At 73.1% G+C, this 16,578-nt stretch carries 12 protein-coding genes; 6 read left to right on the top strand and 6 right to left on the bottom strand.

Features of this window, described 5'->3' with window-relative positions; genetic code table 11:
• The first annotated feature begins 198 nt into the window (after positions 1-198).
• The 3 genes from BLV24_RS06310 (at position 199) to BLV24_RS06300 (ending at position 4,091) form a co-directional block, all read left to right on the top strand.
• The gene (locus tag BLV24_RS06310) at positions 199-1,254 is read left to right on the top strand and encodes an amidohydrolase family protein (protein ID WP_092680337.1); all 1,056 of its coding nucleotides are present in this window, start codon (positions 199-201) and stop codon (positions 1,252-1,254) included.
• A gap of 252 nt (positions 1,255-1,506) precedes the next feature.
• The gene (locus tag BLV24_RS06305; protein WP_092680336.1) at positions 1,507-2,805 is read left to right on the top strand and encodes a CoA transferase; all 1,299 of its coding nucleotides are present in this window, start codon (positions 1,507-1,509) and stop codon (positions 2,803-2,805) included.
• Positions 2,802-4,091: a CaiB/BaiF CoA transferase family protein gene (locus BLV24_RS06300; protein WP_218133361.1), complete on the top strand. Its 1,290-nt coding sequence runs from the start codon at positions 2,802-2,804 to the stop codon at positions 4,089-4,091. The genes BLV24_RS06305 and BLV24_RS06300 overlap by 4 nt, the downstream gene beginning before the upstream one ends.
• 91 nt (positions 4,092-4,182) lie before the next feature.
• On the opposite strand, the gene eda is transcribed toward BLV24_RS06300, so the two are convergent.
• The 4 genes from eda to zwf form a co-directional block, all read right to left on the bottom strand.
• Entirely contained in the window at positions 4,183-4,830 is a 648-nt protein-coding gene (gene eda, locus BLV24_RS06295) for a bifunctional 4-hydroxy-2-oxoglutarate aldolase/2-dehydro-3-deoxy-phosphogluconate aldolase (protein ID WP_245710436.1), read from the bottom strand.
• A gap of 247 nt (positions 4,831-5,077) precedes the next feature.
• Entirely contained in the window at positions 5,078-6,883 is a 1,806-nt protein-coding gene (edd, locus tag BLV24_RS06290) for a phosphogluconate dehydratase (protein ID WP_092680334.1), read from the bottom strand.
• Between the two features lie 109 nt (positions 6,884-6,992).
• Positions 6,993-7,697 (bottom strand): 6-phosphogluconolactonase, encoded by a 705-nt coding sequence (gene pgl, locus BLV24_RS06285; protein ID WP_092680333.1) that lies wholly within the window; start codon positions 7,695-7,697, stop codon positions 6,993-6,995.
• On the bottom strand, positions 7,694-9,163 hold the full coding sequence (zwf, locus tag BLV24_RS06280) for a glucose-6-phosphate dehydrogenase (RefSeq protein WP_092680332.1): 1,470 nt from the start codon (positions 9,161-9,163) through the stop codon (positions 7,694-7,696). The genes pgl and zwf overlap by 4 nt, the downstream gene beginning before the upstream one ends.
• Before the next feature lie 397 nt (positions 9,164-9,560).
• On the opposite strand from zwf, the gene BLV24_RS06275 reads away from it, so the two are divergent.
• The 3 genes from BLV24_RS06275 (at position 9,561) to BLV24_RS06265 (ending at position 14,847) form a co-directional block, all read left to right on the top strand.
• Positions 9,561-10,520, top strand: coding sequence for a hypothetical protein (locus tag BLV24_RS06275; RefSeq protein ID WP_092680331.1), 960 nt, complete (start codon positions 9,561-9,563; stop codon positions 10,518-10,520).
• 114 nt (positions 10,521-10,634) lie between these two features.
• Positions 10,635-14,039, top strand: a complete 3,405-nt coding sequence (locus BLV24_RS21910) for an HAD family hydrolase (RefSeq protein WP_092680330.1) — start codon at positions 10,635-10,637, stop codon at positions 14,037-14,039.
• 163 nt (positions 14,040-14,202) lie between these two features.
• A complete protein-coding gene (locus BLV24_RS06265; protein ID WP_143040235.1) occupies positions 14,203-14,847 on the top strand; it encodes a hypothetical protein in 645 nt (214 codons plus the stop codon).
• Positions 14,848-15,002: 155 nt separating this feature from the next.
• Here BLV24_RS06265 and fmt read toward each other — a convergent pair whose 3' ends face one another.
• Positions 15,003-15,932 (bottom strand): methionyl-tRNA formyltransferase, encoded by a 930-nt coding sequence (gene fmt, locus BLV24_RS06260; protein WP_092680328.1) that lies wholly within the window; start codon positions 15,930-15,932, stop codon positions 15,003-15,005.
• Positions 15,933-15,998: 66 nt separating this feature from the next.
• The gene (gene def, locus BLV24_RS06255; RefSeq protein WP_092680327.1) at positions 15,999-16,523 is read right to left on the bottom strand and encodes a peptide deformylase; all 525 of its coding nucleotides are present in this window, start codon (positions 16,521-16,523) and stop codon (positions 15,999-16,001) included.
• Positions 16,524-16,578: the final 55 nt, after the last annotated feature.

Raw genomic sequence — 16,578 nt, 5'->3', positions numbered from 1 at the left:
GGCCGAAATTCGCGGTCGGCCGTCCGGGTCTCCGCATGGTTCCGAGCTTCGCTTTTTCGGAATTTCCGCAGCAAGTTGCGCGTTCTGTCGCGGGCGCGGCCGGGCGAAGCCGATGCGAAGGGTCGTGACGTCGGCGCGGAAATCGTGAACTCTCCCCCGGTCCGGCGCCAAGACCGGATGTGGGAGGAGACCCGAGACATGACCATCGCCAGCGAGCTGCAGGCCGCGGCCGACGCCGCCCCGACCCCCATCGTGCTGCCCCCGGTGGACCGCGCCTGGCAGGCCAGGCTGACCGAGGAGATCCTCGAACCGGATCTGCCGATCATCGACCCGCACCACCACCTCTGGGGTCCGCCGCGGGACAAGTATCTGGCCGACGATCTGTCCGCGGACATCGCCGCCGGCCACAAGGTCGAGCAGACCGTCTATATCGACTGCCGCGAGGGCTTCCTGACCGAGGGGCCGGAGATGATGCGCCCGCTGGGCGAGGTCCGCTTCGCCCGCGGCGTCGGCGAAAAGGCCGACGAGGCGGGGGGGCCGCGTCTCTGCGCCGGCATCGTGGGCCATGCCGACCTGACCAACGGCGACGCCATCGCCGAGCTGCTGGAGGCGCAGGTGGCCGAGGGCGGCGGGCGGTTCCGCGGCATCCGGCAATCCGCGGTCTGGGACCCGAGCGGGCTGCGCACCTCGTCCCGCGTGGCGCCCAGGGGCCTGCTGGCCGACCCGGCCTTCCGCACCGGCTTCGCGCATCTCGGCCGGCTGGGGCTGAGCTTCGACAGCTGGAACTATTTCCACCAGATCGGCGAGCTCGCCGACCTCGCCCGCGCCTTCCCCGACACCACGATCATCCTCGACCATGTGGGCGGCGTGCTGGGCGTCGGTCCCTACGAGGGCAAGCGGGACGAGCATTTCGCCCAATGGAAGGCCGGGATCCTCGACGCCGCCTCCTGCCCGAATGTCAGCGTCAAGCTGGGCGGGCTGGCCATGCACACCGTCGGCTTCGGCTTCGAGCATCGCGAGACGCCCGCCGGTTCGGAGGAGCTGGCCGAGGCCTGGCGGCCCTATATCGAAACCTGCATCGAGGCCTTCGGCGCCGACCGGGCCATGTTCGAAAGCAACTATCCCGTGGACGGGGTCACCTGCTCCTACGCCGTGTTGTGGAACGCGCTGAAGCGGCTGGGGGCCGGCGCCTCGGCGGACGAGAAGGCGGCGCTGTTCAAGGGGACGGCCCGCCGGGTCTACCGGCTCGACTGAACGCACCGGGTCTACAGGCTCGACCGAACCCGCCGGGCCTGACGGCCGGACGGCGCCGCGCGCGGAGCCCTCGTCCAAACCGACGAGGGCTCCTTGCCGCGACGTTGGTATGGCTTCCATACTGGTGGCGGCCGCCGCGTCGTGGCATGGTCCCGCCCCAGAACCGCCGGCGCAGCCCGCCGGACGCGCGGGTTCCGGAGGCGGACCGGACCCGGCATCGCCCACAAGCAACCGCCGAAACGGGATGGACACATGACGGATGAAGCCCCGGCGCGGACCGGCTTCCTCTCGCCCTATCGCGTGCTCGACCTCTCGGACCATCGCGGCCTGATCGCGGGGCGCATGTTCGCCCAGCTCGGCGCCGACGTGGTCCAGATCGAGCCGCCGCAGGGCTCCAACGGCCGCAAGGTCGGCCCCTTCGACGACCGCGGCCGGTCGATGCACTGGGAATCTTACGCCGCCGGCAAGCGGAGCCTGGTGCTCGACCCCGACGCGCCCGGCGACCGGGAGACCCTGCTCGCCCTCGTCGCCAAGGCCGATTTCGTGTTCGAGAGCCGCGGGCCCAACGAGCCCTCGCGCCTGACGCCCGATGAGATCGCGGCGGCCAATCCCGCGATCATCCACATGATCGCCACCCCCTACGGCATGACCGGCCCCAAGGCCGATTACGCCGAAAGCGACCTGGTGCTCTGGGCCTCGGGCGGGCCGCTGGCGCCGACCGCGATGATGGGCGGCACGCCGACCCGGATTTCGGTCCCGCAGGCCTGGACCCACGCCTCGGCCGACGCCGTGGGCGGCGGGCTGATCGCGCATTTCGCCCGGATGCGGTCGGGCAAGGGGCAGCTGGTCTCGACCTCGGCCCAGCGTTCGGCCACGCAGTCGACGCTGTCGGGCTCGCTCGCCGACGTGGTGGGGCAGCCGGACTTCTCGCTCCGCCCGCGCTACACCGGCTCCAAGAAGCCGCTGGACCTGTCGGGGTCGGGCGCGCGCACCCAGCGCTCCAAGTGGCCGTCGAAGGACGGGCTGCTGGAGATCCACCTGGCCATCGGGCCGGCGACCGGGCGCTTCACCAACAATTTCATGAAGCTGCTGATCGACCGCGGCGCGCTGAGCCCCGAGTTCCACGACTGGGACTGGGGCACGATCCATCACCGGATCATGGCCGACGAGATCGACGACGACGACCTGGAGCGCGTGCGCGAGGAGGTCGGGGTCTTCCTGCTGGAGCTTGGCCATGAGGAGGCGGTGCAGCTGGCGATCGAACGCAAGCTGCTGCTCGCCCCCGTCTCCACCGTCAAGGACCTGGTGGAAAGCCCGCACGAGGCCGCGCGCGACTTCTTCGACGTGGCCAAGGGGTCGGACGGGGCGCCGGTGACGCTGCCCGGACCGTTCGCGATGACCGAGGCGCCGGGCTTCATGCGCGGCGTCGGCGCGCCGGCGCTGGGCGCGCATTCCGAAGCGGTGCTGACGGAATGGCTGGGCTCGGCCGGGCGCGCGTCCGCCGCCCCCGCCGCCGCCGCCGCGCCGACCATGGAAGGAGCCGTGCGATGACCGCCGCTGTTCAGAACGGAGCGCATATGCCCGCCGGCGCCGTGGACGACGCCCCCTTCGGCGGGCCGGACGGACCCATGCAGGGTCTCAAGGTGCTGGACCTCGCCTGGGTGGTCGCGGGCCCGATGATCGGCCGCAACCTGGCCGATTTCGGCGCCACCGTGATCCGGGTCGAAAGCTCCAAGCGGGTCGAGACGGCGCGCAACATGGGCCCGTTCTACGGCGGGGTGCAGGACGCGCAGCGGTCGTCGCTGTTCGGCAACTGCAACGCCTCCAAGTTCGGCCTGACGCTGGACCTGGCGCAGGAGGACGGGCGCGACGTGGTGCGCGACCTGGTCAAATGGGCCGACGTGGTGGTCGAGAGCTTCGCCCCCGGCCAGATGAAGCGCTGGGGCCTGGGCTATGACAAGCTGCGGGAGCTCAATCCCCGGCTGATCATGCTGTCCACCTCGCTGATGGGCCAGACCGGGCCGTGGACGGCGCTGGCGGGCTTCGGGAATATCGGCGCGGCCATGGCCGGCTACCAGGGGCTGGTCGGGCCGCAGGACGGGCTGCCGATCGGGCCTTACGGGCCTTACACCGACTATGTGGGCCCGCGCTTCGGGCTGGCGGCGCTGCTGTCGGCGCTGGACTGGCGGCGGACGTCTGGCGAGGGCTGCTGGCTCGACATCGCCCAGGCCGAAGCCGGGATGCAGATGCTGGCCCCGGCCATCGCGGATTACGCCGCCACCGGCCGGGTGGCGAAGGCCGAGGCCAACCGCGACGCCCAGATGGCTCCGCACGGCGTGTTCCCGTCGCTTTCGCCCGAGGGCGCCGACCCGCGCTTCGTGGCGATCGCCGCGCGCACGGATGCGGAATGGATGGCGCTGGCCGGGGTGATGGGGCTCGACGATCTCGCCGCGGACCCCGCGCTCGCCACGCTGGAGGGCCGGAAGGCCGCCGAGGACATGCTGGAGGCGCGGATCTCCGAGTGGACCTCCGCCCGGTCGCCCGAGGACGCGGAGGCCGCGCTGCAGGCGGCCGGGGCGCCGGCCTATGTGGTCGCCACCGCCGCCGATCTCGGCCGCGACCCCCAGATCGCCGAGCAGGGGCACTTCGTGAACGTCCCCGGCTATGACTGGGAGGTGATCGTGGAGCGCTGCAAGATGGACCTTTCGGAGACGCCCGCCCGCGTGGCCCGTCCGGCGCCGACCTTCGGGCGGGACCGGGAGAAGGTGCTGTCCGAGATCCTCGGCTACGACGCGGCCCGGATCGAGGCGCTGGACAAGGTCGGCGCGCTGAGCTGATCCCGGCCGGGCGGCCGCGCGGCCGACGACCCAGGCGGAAAGGGCGGGTCCGGGGAACCGGGCCCGCCCTTTTCCTGTCGGGGGCGCCGCGTCAGGCGTGAAGGGCGGCGGCGGCGCGGGCCATGATCCCGATCTCCTCCCAGGCGCCGGCGGCGACCATCCTGGCGGGCGCCATCCAGGACCCGCCCACGCAGACCACATTGGGCAGGGCCAGCCATTCCGGCGCGGTCTGCGGGGTGACGCCGCCGGTGGGGCAGAATTTCAGCCCGCCCAGCGGCGAGGCCCAGGCCCCCAGCGCCGAGGGCCCGCCATTGGCGGCGGCGGGGAAGAACTTCAGGTGGTCGAAGCCCCGCTCGGCGGCGGCCAGCGCCTCGGACGGGGTGGCGACGCCGGGCAGCAGCGGCAGGCCGGCCTCGGCCGCGGCGTCGGCGATGGCCGGGGTCAGGCCCGGCGAAACGCCGAAGCGCGCGCCGGCGGCGACGGCGGCCTTCACGTCGGCGGGGCTGCGCAGGGTGCCGGCGCCCACCACCGCGTTGGGCGCGGCATCGGCCATGGCCCGCATGGCGTCCAGCGCGACCGGCGTGCGCAGGGTGATCTCCAGCGCCCGCAATCCATTGTCGGAGAGCGCCTTCGCCAGCGGCGCGGCGGAGGCGAGGTCGTCCACGATCAGCACCGGGATCACCGGGGCGAGGGCGCAGAGTTCGGCGACGGTCATGGGCGTCGTCACAGCGGAAGGCATGGCGGGCTCCTTCGGGGGAGGGAAAGGGGTCGGAAACGGGCGGCGGCGCGGCCGGGCGCCCCCGGCGCCGTGCGGCGCGGGCGCGCGGGCGAGGCTTGCGGGACGGTCGGCGCGCCGCTCCCTCGCTCGCCAGGCGCGGAGAGGGCGGGCGCGGCGCGATCACCGTGCCGAGGGCGGTTGGGGCGCGCCCGCGCCGCGAGGGCGGGGACGGCGCCAGGCCGAGACGGGCGCGGAGGGCGCATGGCGGTCAGACCACCACCGCGGCGCCGGTCTCGGCCCGGCCGACCACGTCGCGGAAGGCCGCGAACATCTCGCGCCCGATGCCATGGGCGTTGCCCGAAAGGTCCGGGGCGGCGGGCGCGCGGGCGGCGAATTCGGCCGCATCGACCAGCGCCTCCAGCGTCCCGGCCTCCGCGTCCACCCGCACCACGTCGCCGTCGCGCAGACGGGCGATGGGGCCGCCATCCGCGGCCTCCGGGCTCACGTGGATCGCGGAGGGCACCTTGCCGGACGCCCCCGACATGCGCCCGTCCGTCACCAGCGCGATGGCGTGGCCCCGGTCCAGCGCCACCCCCAGCGGCGGGGTCAGCGAATGCAGCTCCGGCATCCCGTTGGCCTTCGGGCCCTGGAAGCGCACCACCACCACCACGTCGCGGTTGAAGGCTCCGTCCCGGAAGGCCTGCTTCACGCTCTCCTGGTCGTGGAAGATCAGGCAGGGGGCCTCGACCACCCGCCGCTCCGGCTTCACCGCCGAGACCTTCATCACCGCGCGGCCCATGTTGCCGTCCAGCACCGACAATCCGCCGGTGGGCTGGAAGGCGTTGGACAGGGGGCGCAGGATGCCCTCCGCGCCGCTCTCGGCCGGGCCGTCCTCCCACGCCACCTCGCCGTCCCGCAGCTTCGGCTCGCGGGTGTAGCGCGAGAGGCCGGGGCCGGCGACGGTGCGCACGTCCTCATGCAGCAGGCCCGCCTCCAGAAGCTCCCGGATCATGTACTGGAGCCCGCCGGCCGCATGAAAATGGTTCACGTCGGCGAGCCCGTTGGGATAGACCCGCGCCATCAGCGGCGTGACGGACGAAATCTCGGCCATGTCATGCCAGTCGATCGCGACGCCCGCCGCCCGCGCCATGGCCACCAGATGCAGCAGCAGGTTGGTCGACCCGCCCGTGGCCATCAGCCCGACCATGCCGTTGACGAAGGCCTTCTCGTCCAGCACCTCCGCCGTCGGGGTGAATTCATCGCCCGAAGCCGTGATCTCCAGCGCCCGCCGGGTCGCGGCCCGGGTCAGCGCGTCGCGCAGCGGGTCGCCGGGGTTCACGAAGCTCGCGCCCGGCAGGTGCAGGCCCATGAACTCCATCAGCATCTGGTTGGTGTTCGCGGTGCCGTAGAAGGTGCAGGTCCCCGGCCCGTGATAGGAGGCCATCTCGGCCCGCAGCAGCGTGTCCCGCCCGACCTCGCCGGAGGCGAACTGCTGGCGGACCTTGGACTTCTCGTCGTTCGGCAGGCCCGAGGTCATCGGCCCGGCGGGCACGAAGATCGCCGGGATATGCCCGAAGGTCGCCGCGGCCATCACCAGCCCCGGCACGATCTTGTCGCACACGCCCAGATAGGCGGCGGCATCGAAGCAGTTGTGGCTCAGGGCGACCCCCGCGGCGAGGGCGATGACATCGCGCGAGAACAGCGACAGCTCCATCCCCGGCTGGCCCTGGGTGACCCCGTCGCACATCGCGGGCACGCCGCCCGCCACCTGCGCGGTGCCGCCGGCGGCGCGGGCGGCCTCCTTGATGATGGCGGGGAACCGCTCGAACGGCTGATGGGCGGAGAGCATGTCGTTATAGGCGGTGACGATGCCGATATTGCCGCCGCGCTCGCCCGCCACCGCGGGTTTGTCGGGGCCGGCCGCCGCGGCGACATGGGCCATGTTCCCGCAGGAGAGATGGGCGCGCGCCGGCCCCGCCTCCACCGCGCGGGCGACGCGGTCGAGATAGGGGCCGCGCAGGGGGGCCGAACGCTCGATGATGCGGGCGGTCACGGATTGAATGGTGGACTGCATGGGCCTTGCCTCCGTCTCATCCCGCGCGCCCCGGAGGGCGGGGCGGCGCGGGCGGGTTTCAGTCGGCTGTCGTCGTGGGGCGCGCGCCCGGAAGGGGCGGGCGCCGGCATCAGTCGGCGTAGTGGACCGTCGCGCCGTCCAGCGCGACGCGGATCGGGGCCTCGGCGGGGTCCGTGACCTCCAGCGCCCGGTCGAGCGCGGCGCGCTTGTCGGGGCCGGCGATCAGGACATGCCGCTCCCGCGCGCCGGCAAGCGTCGGGGCGGTGAGGGTGATGCGCGGCTCGTCGGCCCCCGCGGCGCGGATCGCGGCCACGGGCGGGGCGTCGGCGGCCAGCGCCGCCGCCAGCCCCACACCGCCGGGGAACAGCGAGGCGGTGTGCATGTCCGCCCCCATCCCCAGCACCGCGATGTCGAGCGGCAGGCACAGCGAGGCGAGCGAGGCCGCGATCCCGCCCAGCGCGTCGTCCGGCTCCCGCGGGCCGCCGTAAAGCGGCACGAATTCCGCCGCCGCCGCGGCCCCGGCGAAAAGGGTCCCGGCCAGCAGCTTCTGGTTGGACCGGTCGGAGGATGTCGGGACCCAGCGCTCATCGGTCAGGGTCACCGCCACGCGGTCCCAGGCCAGCGGCGCCGCGCCCAGCCGGGTGAGCATCGGCCCCGGCGTGGTCCCGCCGGGCACGGCGATGCGGGCGCGGCCCGTGCGGGTCAGCGCGGAGAGCTGGTCCGCCAGCAGGTCCGCGAGGCCCGTCATCAGCGCCTCGCGCGAGGCGTAGGTCTCGATCTTCGGGGTCAGGGTCGGGGTCGGGGTCGGGGTCATGGCGCGATCTCCCGCCAGCGGCGTCCGTCGCGATGCAGCAGCATCAGCGCGTCGTCGGGGCCCGACGAGCCGGGGTCGTAGGCGGCGGGGCGATCCCCGCGCTCCTCCCAGGCGGCGATGATCGGGTCGACCCAGGACCAGGCGGCCTCGCATTCGTCGCCGCGCATGAACAGGGTCTGGTCGCCGCGGATCACGTCCATCACCAGCCGCTCATAGGCGTCGGGCATGCGCAGGGAGGGCGCGCCCCGCATGGCTTCGGCGAAGGTCATGTCCAGCACCGCGGGCGCCAGGCGCAGGCCGCCGGGGCCGGGGTCCTTGATGGTCATGCCCAGCGTGATCCCCTCATCGGGTTGCAGCCGGATCGCCAGCACGTTCTGCCCCACCTTGCCGCCGCCGGGGAAAATCGAATGCGGCGCCGGCTTGAAGGCCACCGCGATCTCCGACATCCGCCCGCGCAGCCGCTTGCCGGTGCGCAGGTAGAAGGGCACGCCCGACCAGCGCCAGTTGGCGACCTCGGCCTTCAGGGCGATGTAGCTCTCGGTCCGGCTGTCGGGGCTCTGCGCGTCCTCGGCGTAGGAGGCCGAGGCCCCCGCGCCGGCGTATTGCCCGCGCACCACGTTCTCGGCGCTCGACAGGGGGGCGAGGGCGCGCAGCACCTTCACCTTCTCGTCGCGCACGGCGTCGGGCTCGAAATGCGCCGGCGGCTCCATGGCGATCAGGCACAGAAGCTGAAGCAGGTGGTTCTGCACCATGTCCCGCATCGCGCCGACGCCGTCGTAATAGGGGCCGCGGCCCTCCACGCCCACGCTTTCGGCCACGGTGATCTGCACGTGGTCGATATGGTGGTTGTTCCACAGCGGCTCGAACAGGGCGTTGGCGAAGCGCAGGGCCATCAGGTTCTGCACCGTCTCCTTCCCCAGGTAATGGTCGATTCGGTAGACGTGATGCTCGTCGAAGGCGCCCGCAAGGGCGGCGTTCAGCGCCCGGGCCGAGCCGAGATCATGGCCGAAGGGTTTCTCCACCACGATCCGGCCCTCGGCGCCGGCCAGCCCCTCGGATTTCACCCTGGCCGCGGCGGGGCCGAAAAAGCGGGGGGCGAGCGAGAGGTAGAAGGCGCGGGGGCGGGACGAGCCGTGTTCGGGCAGCGCCTCGCCCAACGCCGTCCAGCCGTCGTCGCCGCCGATGTCGACGGGGACGTAGTCGATGGCCTTGAGGAATATCTCCCGGCTTGCGGCGTCGAGATCGGCCGGGGCGACGAACTCGGTCAGCGCGGCGTCGGCCATGCGGCGATAGCCGTCGGCGTCCAGGTCGGCGCGGGCGGCGCCGACGATGCGCGCGCCCTCGGGCGCCTGGCCGTCATGCATGCGGTGATAGAGCGCCGGGATCAGCTTGCGGCGCGCGAGGTCGCCGGTGGCGCCGAACACCACCAGGTCGAACGGGTCGACGGGAACGACGCGGGCGACCATCAGGCGCGCGCCCGGGCGAAGACGGCGGGGTGGCGGGGGCGAACGGGTCGGAACATGGCTCCGCGCTCCTCGGTGAATTTCGGGCGACCCGCCGGCGGAGAAGGCCCCGCGGCCGGGCCCTGCGACGAAACAACGTCATGCGGGGTCGACGCAAGCGCAAGCCGACTCGGGCCTGCGGGAGGCGGGGCGAAGGGCGCGGGGGCGTGGCGCCCGGGCCGCGGGGCGGCGCGGGCGGGGGGTGTCCGGCCGCAACTGCCTGTTAATCATGAGTTTTCACCAAGTATTCGCCCCAAGTCGGGACTATCGTGATTAACGCCATGTGAAGATGTGGACCGGGGCGGCCGAACGCGCGTAATGCGATTCAAAGTTTGTTCGCAGTCTGTCGGAGCGTTCGTCCATGGATCCCAGGTTCAGCACCGCCGCCGCGTCGCGCGCCCAGCGTCCGGGCGCGCATGACCCGCAACAGGCCGCGGATCGGGCCCGCGCCCGTCGCCGCGCCCGAACGCTCGCCGCGGCGCTGGCGGCGACGCTGGCGCTGGCCATGGCGTCGCTGACGCTGGCGGCGCGCCCGGCCGCCGCGCTGGCGCTGATCGACCCGTCCGACGCGGCCTGGTCGGCGGCGCTGGCCGCCGGCCGCTCCACCGGGTTCGACCACGCGACGCCGGCGGGGACCGGCGTCGACGCGGGTTTCGCCAGCCTGCGCGCCATGTCGCCCGCCGCGGTCATGCCCGACTATGATCCGCGCCTGCCGGGGGGGAATGGCGGCTCGATCGGGCTGGAGAACATGGGCGCGGGGGCCTGGGGGACCTCGGGCATGGCGGTCTCGACCCTCGATCTGGCCTGGCCCTATGGGCTGGTGATCGACTTCGACGTGGCCGTCACCGCCTTCGACGCGGTCTGGGCCGCGGCCAACGCCGACTGGCAGGCGACCGCTTTCGACGCCGCCGGCGGGCTGATCGGGCGCACGGTGATCCCCGGCTTCGACGCGGACAGGAGCCCGGTCAGCGGCGGAACCGGGGAGGTCGCAGGCCGCGCCGCGGTGGCGCTGAGCGACGCCGAGGCCGAGGCCGCGGTGGGCGGCGGCATCTCCCGGCTCGAGCTGCGCAGCCTGGGCGGCTACGACTGGCTCTATCTCGACGATCTGCGCGTGGCGACGGCGATGCCGGGGGCGGAGGCGGGCGAGACCCCGACCCCCGGCGCCCTCCGCCGCGACGAGTCGCTGGCCGTGTCGGAAGTGCCTCTGCCCCCCGCGGCCCTGCTGCTGGGCGGCGGCCTGCTCGCGCTGCTGCGGGTCGGGCGACGCCGGGGCGGACGGGGGGGCGGGCGGGGAGAGCGGGCGGCTGCGGCGGCCGGCTGATCCGCCGCAGCCCGCGGCGCGGCGCGTCCCTCGCCGCGCCTTGCAAGCCCGGTCGCAATGCGGGATCAACCACGGTAAGCTGAACGCAGCGCAACCCGAGGGACCGCAACGGGCATGACGGACCGGGGACCAGACCCCGCAGGCCAGGACCATCCTGCCGGCCGGGCCGACGCCGCCGGCGGCGACCTCGTCGCGTCCGGCCCCGCGCCCGACCCGGCCGCCGCGCCCGCCTCTTCGGCCGGCTCCGCCGAGCGCCGTCTCGCCTCGGGCCCCATCGCTTCCGTCGCCATCGCCTCCGATCCGCTGATGACCTCGGAACGCGAGCAATGGGCCAACCTGCGCTGGATGAAGGACCTGTTCTCCCGCCCCATCGCCCAGGCCACGGGCCTGCCGGTGCGCGCCCTGATCTCGGGCGAGGGCGAGACCGCCGCCTTCTCCCGCGCCCGGGCCTTCGAGCTGTCGGACATCCCGCTCGACGGCGACGCCACCCAGTTCTGGTTCGACGAAACCCGCATCACCGACGCGACGCTGGCCTATCTGGCGCGCTGCGGGCTCGACGCCTCGACGCTGGTGGTGGGCTACGAGATGTCGGCCCAGACCCGAGCCGCGCTCGACCGCATCGGGGCGCCCTGGGTCGACGTCTGGCTGCACCCGATCCGCTTCTATGACGACGTGCTGTTCGGCTTCCGCGCCTCCCACCCGGAGGTCCACGCCGCCTTCGCCGCCTTCCACGTGCCCGAGGACCAGTTCTTCCTCTACGCCGACCGCATCCGCATCCAGACCTACAAGGGCTGGAAGAAGGCCGAGGCCCGGATCGAGCCCGGCGCCGCCGTCTTCGTCGGTCAGCGGATGGAGGACAAGTCGGTCTGCCGCGACGGGCGGATGCTCAACCTGCTGGATTTCCGAGAGGAATTCTCGGCCCTCGCGCGGCGCACGCCGCAGCTGCTCTATCAACGCCACCCGTTCGAGCGGACGGGCGACGAGGCGGTGCTGGACTTCGTGGCCTCGCATCCCAAGGCGGAGCTGTCGCGCCACCCGGTCTATCACCTGCTGTCGAGCCCGGACCTGGGCGAGGTCATGACCATCTCGTCCTCGGTGGCGCAGGAGGCGGTCTATTTCGACAAGCCCGTCACCCTGCTGCACCGGCCGGTGGTGGCGTTTTCCGACCCGATGGCGCCGGGGCAGTTCCACTCGATCTGCCAGGATTTCGTCAGCCCGCATTTCTGGGCGGCGGCGCTGGCGCCGCTGACGGCCACGCGGGCGGAGGCGCCGAAGGTCGGGTTCCTCGACCCCAAGGACAAGATCCGCGACATGCTGGGCTTCTACTGGAGCTATCGGCATATCGACAAGGTGGAGGCCGACCGCTTCACCCTGGCCAATTCGCGGCTCGCGGCCCCGCGCCCCGGCGCGCCCGCCCCCGACGCCGAGCCGGTGGAGGCGGCCGAGACCACGCCGCCCCCGCCCGAGCCCGACTTCACCGGCTTCGCCAACACGCTGCGGTCGCGGGACGCGATGTTCGCCGCGATCGACGAGGCCGACATGATCTCGCTCGACGTGTTCGAGACGCTGATCGAGCGGCTGGTGGAGCGTCCGGGCCAGTTGTTCCTGTTCCTCGCCGATCCGGCGCGCGAGCAGCTGGGCGGGCAGGTGGCGAATTTCGCCCGCGCCCGTCTGACCGCGGCGGAGGAGGCCATCGCGGCCGGCGACATGGTGGGCGAGGAAGTCACCCTGCGCGCCCGCTACGAGGCCATCGGCCGGGCTCATGGCCTGACCCGCGATCAGGTCGAGACCCTGCTGGCCCGCGAACTGGACTGGGAGCGGCGGCTGGTCCGCGCCCGCCCCATCGGCCGCGCCGCGTTCGACCGGGCGCGGGCGCAGGGCAAGCGGGTGGTGCTGGTCTCCGACACCTATTTCGAGCCGGACTTCGTGGCCGAACTGCTGCGGGGCTGCGGCTATGACGGCTGGGACGCGCTCTATTGCTCCTCCGAGCATGGGGTGACGAAGAAGTCGGGCAAGCTGTTCCAGCACCTGCTGAAAACCGAAGGCCGACGCCCGACCGAGATCCTGCACATGGGCGACAACCCGCGCACGGACCTGCGGCCGGGGCGGGACGCGGGGCTGGGCGTGTTCCACATGCGCTCCACCGCCGACATCGCCCGGCGGGTGTCGCCGCTGCCCGCGATCTGGGACCGGATCGCGGACCCGAAGACCGCCGCCGCGGTGAAGGGCCTGACCGCGCGGCGGGTGGCGGGGGGCTTCCGGCGGGGGGCGCCCGGGTTCTCCCAGGGCTCGGCCGAGACGCTGGGCTACGCGGTGCTGGGGCCGATGTTCTTCGGCCTGGCCAACTGGCTGCGGCGGCGCGCGCGGGCGGACGAGGTCCCGGACCTGCTGTTCCTGTCCCGCGACGGCGACATCATCAAGCGCTGCTACGACGTGATCGCGACCCTCGACCCGGGCGCGCCCGCGTCGCGCTACATGCTCGCCTCGCGCCGGGCGCTGGGGGTGGCCACCCTGCGCCGGCCGGAGGATCTCAGCCCCCGGCTGGAGGCGAATTTCGCCCCCATGACGCTGGCCGCCCTGCTGCGCAACCGCTTCGGCGTGACGCCGGAGTCGATGCCCGGCCACGCGCTGGCCGCCCATGGGCTGGAGCTGGGCGACATGGTGGCGTGGAAGGAGGACCGCGGGAGGCTCGCGGCCTTCCTGGCGGAGCCCGCGGTGGCGGCGGCGATCCTCGATCACGCGGCGGACGAGCGCGAGGACCTGCTGGCCTTCTACGCGGAATGCGGGATCGGCGCGGCGCAGGCGGCGCGGGGCGCGGTGGTCGATATCGGCCATCGGGGCACGCTGCAGAAGGGGCTGCGCGACCTGCTCGGCGCGCCCGGCCTGCGCGGCTATTACTTCGCGACCTTCGAGGGCATCCGCGCCAATATCCCCGACGCCGAGGCGGGGGCGGCGGCGGGCTATCTGCTCGACCGCCAGGACCCGAAATCCAACCGGGATCACGGCTATTTCGGGCACTCGATCCTGTATGAAGCGGCGTTTCTCAACGACGCCGGCTCCTTCGTGCGGGCGCGGCGGGGTCCGGACGGGCGCCTGGAGGCCCTGCTGACCGATGCGGGGGCCGAGCGCGGCCGGGCCGCGTTCGCGCGCGCCTGCCATGCCGGCGCCGTGGCCTTCTGCGAGGACATGGCCGAGGGCTTCGGCGAGGCCGCCCTGGGCTTCCGCCTGACCGGCGCCGAGGCCGCGTCCGGCTTCCGCGCCATGCTGGAGCATCCTTTCCCCGCCGACGCCCGCCTGTTCCGCGGCATGGGGTTCGAGAACAGCTATAACGGCGTCGATTTCGGCGAGGTGGTGGCCGAGGACCCGTTGGCGGAGAACGCGGTCTCGCTATGGCCGCAGGGCGCGGCGGTGCTGGCCGGGATCGCCCGCGCCCGGGCCGAGGCCGCGCCGGCCCCGCGCCCCGGCCGCCGGGACCGCGTCCTGCGCGGAATTGCGGCGATGTTGGGGCGTCGTCGTTAAGATTCTCGCGGGTCGGCCTTCACGAAATTGAATGAAGAAAGCCCTTGCCAGCACGATCTGTGACAACTAGATGACGTGCACGTCAGTTGACGCGCGCGGAAGGTCCGCAGGCGTCGCCGGCGAGTCCGGAGGGGTCCGGACGCATTGGGGAGTAGATATGTCCATGTTCCGCACTCACGGCGCCGCCGGCGTGGCCGCCGCCGTCTCCTTCGCCGCCGCTTTCGCGATCTCGACCGTTTCGGCCCAGGCCACCACGCTTTGGGAATCCGACGTCGCCGGGGGCGAATTCAGCGCCGACTACCGCGCGCCCTCTCAGGTCGGCGCCGATGTGACCGCCATCGGCGGGACCGGGGGCGCCAGCTCCGACGACTATTTCGCGTTCTCCGGGCTCGAGGGCGGGACGTCGCTGTCCTTCTCCTTCCGGGCGCCCGAGGATATCGGCTATTCCTACTCGGCCGGCGGCGTGATCCTGTGGAACACCTCGCCCTTCAATTACGAGTGGGACGGGACCCGTGTGGATCCGCAGATCCAGCTGGACTGGAACACCCGCACGCAGACCGTGGCGCTGGACCTGCCGGACGACTTCCTCGGCACGCTCTACCTCGCGCTCAACTTCACCCATGGCGAGAACCTGACCTACGAGATCGGGGACTTCCGCGCCTCCGCCGGCCTGCCGAGGGCGGACGCGGTTTCCAGCGGCACGTCGGTCGCCATCGCGGCGGTGCCGGTTCCCGCGCCGCTGCTGCTTCTGGGATCGTCGCTGGTCGGTCTAGGGCTTCTGCGCCGCCGCGCCCGGCGCGCGAGCTGAGCCCCGTTCGGAGGCGGCCGGTTTTCCCCGACCGGCCGTGCTGACCGAACACCCCCACCCGACCGCGACGTGAACGCCCCCGCGCCACTCCCTCCCCGGCGCGGGGGCGTTCTCTTTTTCAGCCTCCGTCCGGGGGGCGGGGTCCGGCGCGCGCCTCAGCCCAGGCGGGCGCCGGCGGGGACGGGACGGCCGCGCAGCGCGGCCCCGGCGTCCTGCGCCGCGCGCCCGGCGCGCTGCATCCGGGTGATCCGGAGCGCCGTGCCGGCCCCGCAGGCCACCAGCAGCGCGTCGTCCAGCACCGTTCCGGGCGCCGCCGTCCCGGTTCCGGCGGGGCGGGGCTCGGGCCGGGTCAGCAGGATCTTGATCCGCTCGCCGTCCAGCTCCGTCCAGGCGCCGGGGAAGGGGGCGAGGCCGCGGGCCAGCCGGTCCAGCGCCTCCGCCGGACGCGTCCAGTCGATCCGGGCCTCGGCCTTGTCGATCTTGGCGGCGTATTCGACGCCCGCTTCGGGCTGCGGGGTCCCGGGCTCGCCGGCGGCGATGCGGGGCAGGGCCTCGACCATCAGCGCGGCGCCCATGGCCGACAGGCGGTCATGCAGGTCGCCGGCGGTGTCCTGCGGCCCGATCGGGGTGCGCGCCTCGGCCAGCACGGGGCCGGTGTCGAGCCCGGCCTCCATGCGCATCACGTCCACCCCGGTCTCGGCGTCCCCGGCCATGACCGCGCGCTGGATCGGCGCGGCGCCGCGCCAGCGCGGCAGCAGCGAGGCATGGACGTTCCAGCAGCCCAGCCGCGGCGCGTCCAGGACGGCGCGCGGCAGGATCAGCCCGTAGGCGACCACCACCGCGGCGTCGAGCGCCAGCGCCGCGAACTCCGCCTGCGCGTCGGGATCGCGCAGGGAGACGGGGGTGCGCAGCTCGATCCCCATCGCCTCGGCGGCGACCTGGACGGGCGAGGGGCGGGGCTTCTTGCCCCGGCCGGCGGGGCGGGGCGGCTGCGAGTAGACGCAGGCGACGTCATGCCCGGCCCCGGCCAGCGCGCGCAGCACCGGAACCGAGAATTCGGGGGTGCCCATGAAGGCGAGGCGCATGGGCGGGGCTCCTGTCATGGGGGGAAAGGCGGGCGGGAAAGGCGGGGGGAGGGACGCGGGGCGAACTCAGTCCGTGTCCTTCGCGCGCTCCCGCTTCAGCTTCTTCATCTTCTGGGTGATCAGGCTGCGCTTCACCGAGCCGAGATAGTCGATGAACAGCTTGCCATCGAGATGGTCGATCTCGTGCTGGGCGCAGGTGGCGCCGAGGCCGTCGAACTCGGCCTCCCGCTCCGCCCCATCGCGGTCGAGGAACTTCACCCGGACCCGGGCGGGGCGGGTGACTTCCTCATAGATCTCGGGGATCGAGAGGCAGCCTTCCTCGTAGGTCGAGGTCTCCTCCGACGCCCAGACGACCTGGGGGTCGATCATGGCGACCGGCTCGGGCGGGGCCTCCTTGTCGGCCACGTCCATCACGAAGATGCGCTTCATGACGCCGATCTGGGGGGCGGCGAGGCCGACGCCGGGGGCGGCGTACATGGTTTCGAGCATGTCGTCGATCAGCTTGCGCGTGGCGTCGTCGACGCCGCCAAGCGCCTCGGCGGCCTTTTTCAGGCGGGGATCGGGATGGATCAGGATCGGACGGATGCTCATGCGCGCGGCATTACGCGGTCGGGGGGGCGTCGGTCAAGCGGATGCGGGGCCGCGG

The organism is Albimonas donghaensis, assembly GCF_900106695.1.
In the GTDB taxonomy this organism is placed as follows: Bacteria; Pseudomonadota; Alphaproteobacteria; order Rhodobacterales; family Rhodobacteraceae; genus Albimonas; species Albimonas donghaensis.
This window is presented reverse-complemented; position numbering and strand designations above follow the sequence as displayed.

What these genes read in the sequence shown, in the direction of transcription:
- BLV24_RS06310 (WP_092680337.1), top strand. Translation starts at nt 199, where the DNA reads ATGACCATCGCCAGCGAGCTGCAGGCCGCGGCCGACGCCGCCCCGACC.
- BLV24_RS06305 (WP_092680336.1), top strand. Translation starts at nt 1,507, where the DNA reads ATGACGGATGAAGCCCCGGCGCGGACCGGCTTCCTCTCGCCCTATCGC.
- BLV24_RS06300 (WP_218133361.1), top strand. Translation starts at nt 2,802, where the DNA reads ATGACCGCCGCTGTTCAGAACGGAGCGCATATGCCCGCCGGCGCCGTG.
- eda (WP_245710436.1), bottom strand. Translation starts at nt 4,830, where the DNA reads ATGCCTTCCGCTGTGACGACGCCCATGACCGTCGCCGAACTCTGCGCC.
- edd (WP_092680334.1), bottom strand. Translation starts at nt 6,883, where the DNA reads ATGCAGTCCACCATTCAATCCGTGACCGCCCGCATCATCGAGCGTTCG.
- pgl (WP_092680333.1), bottom strand. Translation starts at nt 7,697, where the DNA reads ATGACCCCGACCCCGACCCCGACCCTGACCCCGAAGATCGAGACCTAC.
- zwf (WP_092680332.1), bottom strand. Translation starts at nt 9,163, where the DNA reads ATGGTCGCCCGCGTCGTTCCCGTCGACCCGTTCGACCTGGTGGTGTTC.
- BLV24_RS06275 (WP_092680331.1), top strand. Translation starts at nt 9,561, where the DNA reads ATGGATCCCAGGTTCAGCACCGCCGCCGCGTCGCGCGCCCAGCGTCCG.
- BLV24_RS21910 (WP_092680330.1), top strand. Translation starts at nt 10,635, where the DNA reads ATGACGGACCGGGGACCAGACCCCGCAGGCCAGGACCATCCTGCCGGC.
- BLV24_RS06265 (WP_143040235.1), top strand. Translation starts at nt 14,203, where the DNA reads ATGTTCCGCACTCACGGCGCCGCCGGCGTGGCCGCCGCCGTCTCCTTC.
- fmt (WP_092680328.1), bottom strand. Translation starts at nt 15,932, where the DNA reads ATGCGCCTCGCCTTCATGGGCACCCCCGAATTCTCGGTTCCGGTGCTG.
- def (WP_092680327.1), bottom strand. Translation starts at nt 16,523, where the DNA reads ATGAGCATCCGTCCGATCCTGATCCATCCCGATCCCCGCCTGAAAAAG.